Raw genomic sequence first — 8,692 nt, 5'->3', positions numbered from 1 at the left:
CCTATGGCGGGCCTTTCCAGACCTCTTCATCTACCTCGTTCCTTTGTAACTCCGTACAGAGTGTCCTACAACCCCAAGAGGCAAGCCTCTTGGTTTGGGCTAATCCCGTTTCGCTCGCCGCTACTCAGGGAATCGCATTTGCTTTCTCTTCCTCCGGGTACTTAGATGTTTCAGTTCCCCGGGTCTGCCTTCTCATATCCTATGAATTCAGATATGGATACCACTCCATTACGAGTGGTGGGTTTCCCCATTCGGAAATCTCCGGATCAAAGCTTGCTTACAGCTCCCCGAAGCATATCGGTGTTCGTCCCGTCCTTCATCGGCTCCTAGTGCCAAGGCATCCACCGTGCGCCCTTTCTAACTTAACCGTTAAAAAGAATCACTATGTGATATCTTGTATTACTTGAATGTGATGTCTACTGTTATCTAGTTTTCAAAGAACACGTTTCGAAGGAATGATCCTTCAAAACTAAACAAGACAGGGAACGTTCTGTTTATAAGACCCAAGGTCTTATATTCCGTATAATATCCTTAGAAAGGAGGTGATCCAGCCGCACCTTCCGATACGGCTACCTTGTTACGACTTCACCCCAATCATCTGTCCCACCTTCGGCGGCTGGCTCCTAAAAGGTTACCTCACCGACTTCGGGTGTTACAAACTCTCGTGGTGTGACGGGCGGTGTGTACAAGGCCCGGGAACGTATTCACCGCGGCATGCTGATCCGCGATTACTAGCGATTCCAGCTTCACGCAGTCGAGTTGCAGACTGCGATCCGAACTGAGAACAGATTTGTGGGATTGGCTTAACCTCGCGGTTTCGCTGCCCTTTGTTCTGTCCATTGTAGCACGTGTGTAGCCCAGGTCATAAGGGGCATGATGATTTGACGTCATCCCCACCTTCCTCCGGTTTGTCACCGGCAGTCACCTTAGAGTGCCCAACTGAATGCTGGCAACTAAGATCAAGGGTTGCGCTCGTTGCGGGACTTAACCCAACATCTCACGACACGAGCTGACGACAACCATGCACCACCTGTCACTCTGCCCCCGAAGGGGACGTCCTATCTCTAGGATTGTCAGAGGATGTCAAGACCTGGTAAGGTTCTTCGCGTTGCTTCGAATTAAACCACATGCTCCACCGCTTGTGCGGGCCCCCGTCAATTCCTTTGAGTTTCAGTCTTGCGACCGTACTCCCCAGGCGGAGTGCTTAATGCGTTAGCTGCAGCACTAAGGGGCGGAAACCCCCTAACACTTAGCACTCATCGTTTACGGCGTGGACTACCAGGGTATCTAATCCTGTTCGCTCCCCACGCTTTCGCTCCTCAGCGTCAGTTACAGACCAGAGAGTCGCCTTCGCCACTGGTGTTCCTCCACATCTCTACGCATTTCACCGCTACACGTGGAATTCCACTCTCCTCTTCTGCACTCAAGTTCCCCAGTTTCCAATGACCCTCCCCGGTTGAGCCGGGGGCTTTCACATCAGACTTAAGAAACCGCCTGCGAGCCCTTTACGCCCAATAATTCCGGACAACGCTTGCCACCTACGTATTACCGCGGCTGCTGGCACGTAGTTAGCCGTGGCTTTCTGGTTAGGTACCGTCAAGGTACCGCCCTATTCGAACGGTACTTGTTCTTCCCTAACAACAGAGCTTTACGATCCGAAAACCTTCATCACTCACGCGGCGTTGCTCCGTCAGACTTTCGTCCATTGCGGAAGATTCCCTACTGCTGCCTCCCGTAGGAGTCTGGGCCGTGTCTCAGTCCCAGTGTGGCCGATCACCCTCTCAGGTCGGCTACGCATCGTTGCCTTGGTGAGCCGTTACCTCACCAACTAGCTAATGCGCCGCGGGTCCATCTGTAAGTGGTAGCCGAAGCCACCTTTTATGTTTGAACCATGCGGTTCAAACAACCATCCGGTATTAGCCCCGGTTTCCCGGAGTTATCCCAGTCTTACAGGCAGGTTACCCACGTGTTACTCACCCGTCCGCCGCTAACATCAGGGAGCAAGCTCCCATCTGTCCGCTCGACTTGCATGTATTAGGCACGCCGCCAGCGTTCGTCCTGAGCCAGGATCAAACTCTCCGATAAAGTAGTTTGACTGACTACGCACATCGCTGTGCGATTTTTAAAAACTGAATTAACAGGTACGTTTTGTCTTGTTTAGTTTTCAAAGATCATTACCGCCGCTTAACGAAGCAGCTTTATTACTATAACATTTACCTTCTTTTAAGTCAACAACTTTTTTTAAAGTATTTAATGAAGCTTTTAGTTGATGTCAGCTGTTTATCAGCGACGAATAATAATATATCACGGATATTATCAAAAGGTCAACACCCAATTTAGGCTGTATGTGAAGAGACATTTTATCGGTTATATTCAATTGTCCATGCTCATAAGATGTAAAACAAGAATGATGGACAAGATAAGGAGGCATCATCAGTGAATCACTTCTATGTGTGGCACATTAAACGGGTAAAACAATTAATTATTATACTTATCGCCGCATTTGCAGCTGCCAGCTTTTTTTATATCCAAAGAGCTGTCCCGCTTCCCGTGTTTTCAACTGACACCGGACCTAAAGCCATTTATAAAGGAGAAACAGACTCTAAAGATATTTCACTTACTTTCGATATCAGCTGGGGTGATGAGAGAGCAGAACCGATACTTAATACTCTGAAAGCACACGGGATTAAAAACGCAACGTTTTTCCTGTCCGCTTCTTGGGCAGAACGCCATCCCGACACAGTGGCCCGTATCGTAAAGGACGGCCATCAAATCGGGAGCATGGGCTACGCTTATAAAAACTATGCCAATTTAGAGAGCAGCGAAATAAAAAAGGACATGAACCGTGCGCAAACAGCCTTTGAAAAGTTAGGGGTCAAAGACATACAGCTATTAAGACCCCCTACCGGCCAATTCAATAAGAATGTTCTAAAGGTCGCAAAGCAATACAATTATACAGTCGTTCATTACAGTGTGAACTCTCAAGACTGGACAAATCCCGGAGTTGAAAAAATCATCGACAATGTGACCAAGCAAGTTTCCGGTGGAGACATTATTCTTTTACATGCCTCCGATTCGGCAAAACAAACAGAAGAAGCATTGCCTGATATCATCCATCAGCTGAAAGAAAAAGGATTAAAAAATGTAACCGTGGGTGATCTCATCGCAAATTCTGATGCCAGATCCGCAGAGGTAAAGTAATTACTTTGCTGCAAACTTCGGCAGCATCAGCAATTGGAAGGCATTACATGCCATTAACGGAAAAAGCATTAAATAAAGCCAGTCCTCATCATTTACTCTTAATGCAGGGAACCATTCTAATGCGGTAATCACAACCATCAAAAACAACGATGACACAAATGTTTTCTTAGAGGACTGCTTTTGCTTTATATAAGCTGTAATCACTCCAAAGATCAATAAAAACACCGGTAACCACGCATAGCCAGCCAGCGATTCTCCGCTCTCTCCAAAAAATAAAAAACGCACGTACATTAAATCAAAAGCAACAAACAGGATGAAAAACAACTGCAGCAAATTCCACAAAGAGGAGGACCTTAATATCTCAAGCGCAAACCGATGAACTGTTAAAAACACGAAAAAACCCATTTGGCTGATCACACTGAAAATCATGCCTACACCGATAAACCAAAATAAAACAGAGAAAATCTGTCCCGCTTCAAATGTTAGAAACAGCCCTCTATATTCTCCCCACTTTAAAGCAAAACCCACAATACTCGTGATAAGCGCCCCGACAGCTAAAATAGAAAAGAAAAAACGAACTAAACCACGGCTTTTCATTTCTTTATTCATCCCCTCAAAAATCGCGAACAGCGATATTTTGTTATGTATAATTCCAAACAGATGAATCATATTAAAGGTAAGACAAGTATGTGAAAGGAGCTTAAGCATGTCAAAAGCCAAAACGCTATTGATGAGCTGTTTTTTGTTATTATCTGTAACAGCTTGCGCTCCAAAAGACCAAGCAGCGGATATGGACTATGATCAGACCAAAAAAATGGTTGTTGATATATTAAAAACTGATGATGGAAAGAAAGCTATTAAGGAATTATTAAATGATGATGCCATGAATGAAGCGCTGGTGATTGACCAAGATGCAATTAAAGGAACAATAGAAAAAACACTCACATCTAAAAAAGGTGAAGAATTTTGGAAAAACATCTTTGAAGACACTGATTTTGCTGAGGGCTTTGCCAAAACTCTTCAGACAGAGCATGAAAAAGTGATTAAAAAGCTGATGAAGGATCCAGATTACCAGAAGATGCTGATGAGCGTTATGCAGGATCCCGGCATGGATAAAAAGTACAGCCAGCTGGCAAAAAGCCAAGAATTCCGCAGTTATTTAGAAGAGGTTATTAACGAAACACTTTCTAGTCCGCTTTACAAAAAGCAGTTCGAAGATGAGCTGAAAAAAGCAGCAAAAGACACAGCAAAAGAAAGTGAATAAAGGGAAAGCCGGGATCTGGAATCCCGGTTCACCTTTTATACCTGCACTGACATTTTTGCATCTATTTTTTTTGCGATGTCCTGATATATTTCTCCGATTGGATGATTTTCGTCATAAACAGACGGAGCAAATTGGTCCTTATCCCAATCGGGCTGTTTCAATGGGATTCTGCCGAGCAAAGGCACGTTTAGTTCCTCAGCCAGTTTATCTCCTCCGCCTTTTCCAAACACATATTCTCTTTCCCCTGTCTTTGCACTTTCATAATAAGCCATGTTCTCTATGACACCCACGACCTCATGATCGGTTTTAATCGCCATAGAGCCCGCTCTGGCCGCGACAAAAGCAGCTGTCGGATGTGGCGTAGATACGATAATTTCTTTGCAGCTCGGAAGCATTGTATGTACATCGAGAGCAACGTCCCCTGTACCAGGCGGAAGATCAAGAACGATATAGTCTACTTCTCCCCACTCTACTTCATGGAAAAAGTTATTCAGCATTTTGCCGAGCATCGGCCCTCTCCATACGACCGGAGCATTTTCTTCTACGAAAAAGCCCATTGACATGACCTTTACTCCAAAGCGTTCAACAGGAAGAAGTTTCTCTCCTTCAATTGTTGGACGCACAGTGATACCCATCATGTCCGGCACACTGAACCCATAAATATCCGCATCAATTAAACCAACCTTTTTCCCTAGACGAGCCAGAGAAATAGCTAGGTTTACTGACACAGTTGACTTGCCTACGCCGCCTTTTCCACTTGCTACAGCAAGAAAGACTGGCGGGTTATCCATATTTAATAATGTTTTTTTCTCAGCTGACGGCGCCCGGAATTTAGCAACCGTTTCTTCAGGCAGCTCTTCAAATCGAAGGCCGACTGTCTCAGCTCCTGCCCCTTTTAATACGTTTACGATCTCTTGCTGAATCTGCATTTGTTCTGCAGTTCCTGTTTTTGCAAGAGCGACTTTTACACTGATATGCCGTTTTTCAGGCTTTATTTTAATTTCCTTAACGGCATCCAATTCTCCCAGAGGTCTTTGAAGAAAAGGTTCGCGCATTTCTCCGACTAGTTTTCTTACTTCATCTTCTCTTATCATCGAACCTCACCCTTTTGTGTATTCGTTTACAATTATTATTATATCATACATAAATGGCGGGTGTCTTATGCTTAGAACCACAAGAAAACCCTCCATTACTCCGGAGGGTCTCCTTTTTCTGTGAAATATCGCAAAATGCCTTTATATATGGAAGATGCCACCTTGTCTTGATATTTCGGTTTACCGAGTAGCGTTGCTTCGTTTGGATTGGATAAAAATCCGACTTCTATAAGCGCCCCCGGTTTGGTGACGTTTTGCATTAAGTAGATACCATGAATCCGCTTTGCTTTCCGGGTTGTGTTTTCCAGATTTCTTCTCAGCTCATCTTGGATGTATTTTGCGACTTTCTCATTTTCCGCATATTTCCCGTAATAAAAGCTTTGGGCTCCGCTCCATTTTTGTGACGGAATCGCATTAAGATGAATGCTGATATAGAGCTCCGCCTCTGAATGGTTTATTAATTTGACTCGTTGTCTTAGATCCTCAGCTTTTCGTCGACTATAGCCTTTTGTTCCTTCTGGAGCGAGATCAGTATCACTTTCTCTGGTCATGATAACAAGCGCTCCTTGTTCTTGAAGATAATCCCTGACTCTAAAGGCCACTTCCAGGGTAACATCCTTCTCTAACAGCTTTCCGCCGACTGCTCCGCCGTCAGGCCCGCCATGACCTGGATCTAGATAAATGATTTTACCGCTCAAGGGCAGGCTCCACGGCTTCCAAGAGTCGTTATTGCTGAACTGATATTTGAACAGAAATAGTAATACGATGAAGCCTAGCAAAAAACTGAGCCATTTAAGCTTTTTCCTCATCCCTTCCCCTCCCGCTTGTCCGTTATTACATAACTATGGGACAGGGCCGGGAAATATGATTATCGCATGCGAAGCTTACACTGTTTTTCTCTTTGAACAAACCCCGCTGTCCACCAATCTTTAATGAACTTGCGTGCCGCTTCATAAACCGTGTTTTTATCAAATGTTGCGTATTGCTCGTGTATCCAATTATAGAGATAATCAAAAAACTCCATACGTAGCTCTTCTTCTTCTCTTGCAGAGCGGGCACTGATACTCTGCATGGATTCTCCGTAATAGCCGAATATCCCAAAACGCCCGCCTAACAAATAAGCTTCAATCGCAAAATCAATACAGCCTTCAGTAATAATATCTCGTTCATCATGTAAAAATGGAAATAATGGTTCCAAACAATCCTTAACAGACTGGATAATTTGTCTCAGAGAGAGTTCTTTGAGCAAGTTCTTTTCTAATTCAAAATCCTTTTGGCGTTTCACATCCATAAAAGACAGTACTTCTGCCATATAAATTCACTCTCCTTTTACCGATTATTTTGAGGTTTGGATGATGAAACAATGCCCGAATTCGGTTGGAAATTCGCCCAAATGAAGGTGTAAAATCGATAAAAAATCAGCTTTCCGCAGGGTGCGGAACAAACGTTCTGTAATTGGTTATGAAAAAAGCAGCCCCTCTAACAGGTCGCTGCTTTTCATACTTTCACGCTTCTTGTTGCAGAATATGTATGGATATATTGGTCTAATACAAACCCGCCTTTATCTTCATAAAAACCAGTAACGATAAAACCAGCATCAATTTGGCCTTTGATTTGGTCTTCTAAGGAATGGCCGAATTCCAGAGCCTCATTATTTTCGATCAGTTTTTTCACTCTATGTTTCGGAAGATCTTCTGGGTCAGCATATGGAATGGAGTGTTTTACTTTTAAAACACCTTGCTGTTCTAATTCTGTATCAAACAGAAATACAACAGGATTGACAAAACCCGAGATTAGAACACCGTTCCTTTTCAACACACGGTGCGCTTCCTTCCATACCGGGAGGACATTCTCAACAAAAACATTGGCAACAGGATGTACAATGACATCAAATGATTCATCATTAAATACACTTAAATCGTCCATGCTTCCTTTGACAGTGTGTATCGTGAGACCATCTCGCTCAGCAACCATTCTATCCTGATTCAGCTGTTTTTCTGAGTTATCTAATACGGTGACATCCGCGCCTGCGGCTGCCAAAACTGGACCCTGCTGGCCACCGCCTGATGCTAAACAGAGTACTTTCAGACCTTTGATAGGCGGAAACCAATCCTTCGGTACATCTTTCATTGGTGTTACCCTTATATCCCAATTGCCTTTTTTTGCTTGTTCGATAACCTGCTGTTCAACAGCAACAGTCCATTCATTGCCTGTTTCTACTTTTTTATCCCAGGCTTTGCTATTATGAGCTACTAACGCATTCATGAATCTTCTCCTTACTTTAATGTATAGAGTATAACAAATATTTCTAGATTGATATCGCTTTCCCTTTGCATATTTAGAAAAAAGTTCATAAAAACGCAAAAAAATCACAAAGGAGATATGTGATTTATATCATCAGATTTACTTTTACTTCGTTACATAAAGCCATTAGCAATGAGAGCTATTGTTTCTCCGGGTTAATCAGCAGTGAACTTTAACGGATGAGATACAGTGGTTAGATGGAGCTGGCCTGATCACATAACGATAATAAACATTGACCGAACTTCCAATTGAATAAGAATGAAAGCTATCATGATTATTACAGTGAGACCGTTTATAAAAAACAATTTGCTTAACGCCGTCAAGCGTCCATTCAGTTGTTATTTTTATGCGAAGCTGCCACGTTTTATTGAAAGAAAAAAGCTCCCAACCCAAGGTCGAGAGCTTTTCGAAAACGTAAAATTAACGTTTTGAGAACTGAGGTGCACGACGAGCGCCTTTAAGACCGTATTTTTTACGTTCTTTCATACGAGCGTCACGAGTCAGAAGACCTGCACGTTTAAGAGTTGTACGGTATTCTGGATCTGCTTCAAGCAAAGCACGAGCGATACCGTGACGGATTGCTCCAGCTTGACCAGATAGGCCGCCTCCATGTACGTTTACTAAAACATCATAAGTGCCAGCTGTTTCAGTCAAAGTTAATGGTTGTTTGATATCTTCGATTAAAGCTGCAGATGGGATATGTTCGCTGATTTCACGATTATTAACGACGATACGGCCTTCTCCTGGAACTAAACGCACACGCGCTACAGAGCTTTTACGACGGCCAGTACCGTAATATTGAACCTGTGCCAAATTGGTAACCTCCTTT

8 protein-coding genes and 2 rRNA genes (1 of these 10 only partly in view) are annotated in these 8,692 nt (G+C 43.6%); 2 read left to right on the top strand and 8 right to left on the bottom strand.

Going from position 1 to position 8,692, the window contains the following annotated elements; translation table 11 throughout:
- Positions 1-368 (bottom strand): 23S ribosomal RNA (locus bslm_RS00940) (it extends 2,560 nt beyond the left edge of the window).
- Between the two features lie 167 nt (positions 369-535).
- Positions 536-2,085, bottom strand: a 16S ribosomal RNA gene (locus bslm_RS00935).
- The 16S and 23S rRNA genes sit together here, the layout of an rRNA operon.
- A 351-nt stretch (positions 2,086-2,436) precedes the next feature.
- On the opposite strand from bslm_RS00935, the gene pdaB reads away from it, so the two are divergent.
- Positions 2,437-3,201, top strand: coding sequence for a polysaccharide deacetylase family sporulation protein PdaB (pdaB, locus tag bslm_RS00930; RefSeq protein WP_046380734.1), 765 nt, complete (start codon positions 2,437-2,439; stop codon positions 3,199-3,201).
- Here pdaB and kbaA read toward each other — a convergent pair whose 3' ends face one another.
- A complete protein-coding gene (gene kbaA / locus bslm_RS00925) occupies positions 3,202-3,798 on the bottom strand; it encodes a KinB-signaling pathway activation protein (RefSeq protein WP_004399693.1) in 597 nt (198 codons plus the stop codon).
- Positions 3,799-3,907: 109 nt separating this feature from the next.
- Here kbaA and gerD point away from each other — a divergent pair, with 109 nt between their 5' ends.
- Entirely contained in the window at positions 3,908-4,465 is a 558-nt protein-coding gene (gene gerD / locus bslm_RS00920) for a spore germination lipoprotein GerD (protein WP_003235126.1), read from the top strand.
- A 35-nt stretch (positions 4,466-4,500) separates the two neighbouring features.
- On the opposite strand, the gene salA is transcribed toward gerD, so the two are convergent.
- From salA to rpsI, 5 genes are all read right to left on the bottom strand, one after another.
- The gene (salA, locus tag bslm_RS00915; protein WP_003235124.1) at positions 4,501-5,559 is read right to left on the bottom strand and encodes an iron-sulfur carrier protein/transcriptional regulator SalA; all 1,059 of its coding nucleotides are present in this window, start codon (positions 5,557-5,559) and stop codon (positions 4,501-4,503) included.
- A 95-nt stretch (positions 5,560-5,654) separates the two neighbouring features.
- The gene (gene cwlD / locus bslm_RS00910) at positions 5,655-6,368 is read right to left on the bottom strand and encodes an N-acetylmuramoyl-L-alanine amidase CwlD (RefSeq protein ID WP_015252979.1); all 714 of its coding nucleotides are present in this window, start codon (positions 6,366-6,368) and stop codon (positions 5,655-5,657) included.
- 59 nt (positions 6,369-6,427) lie between these two features.
- Positions 6,428-6,871 (bottom strand): YbaK family protein, encoded by a 444-nt coding sequence (locus bslm_RS00905; protein WP_003235118.1) that lies wholly within the window; start codon positions 6,869-6,871, stop codon positions 6,428-6,430.
- Positions 6,872-7,056: 185 nt separating this feature from the next.
- Positions 7,057-7,824, bottom strand: coding sequence for a class I SAM-dependent methyltransferase (locus bslm_RS00900; RefSeq protein WP_046380733.1), 768 nt, complete (start codon positions 7,822-7,824; stop codon positions 7,057-7,059).
- Between the two features lie 459 nt (positions 7,825-8,283).
- A complete protein-coding gene (rpsI, locus tag bslm_RS00895) occupies positions 8,284-8,676 on the bottom strand; it encodes a 30S ribosomal protein S9 (RefSeq protein WP_004399691.1) in 393 nt (130 codons plus the stop codon).
- Positions 8,677-8,692 lie beyond the last annotated feature (16 nt).

Origin of the sequence: Bacillus sp. LM 4-2, from assembly GCF_000978495.1 — a bacterium.
Classification (GTDB): domain Bacteria; phylum Bacillota; class Bacilli; order Bacillales; family Bacillaceae; genus Bacillus; species Bacillus subtilis.
The sequence above is the reverse complement of the archived record's forward strand: the minus strand, read 5'-3'. Positions and strand labels throughout refer to the sequence as shown.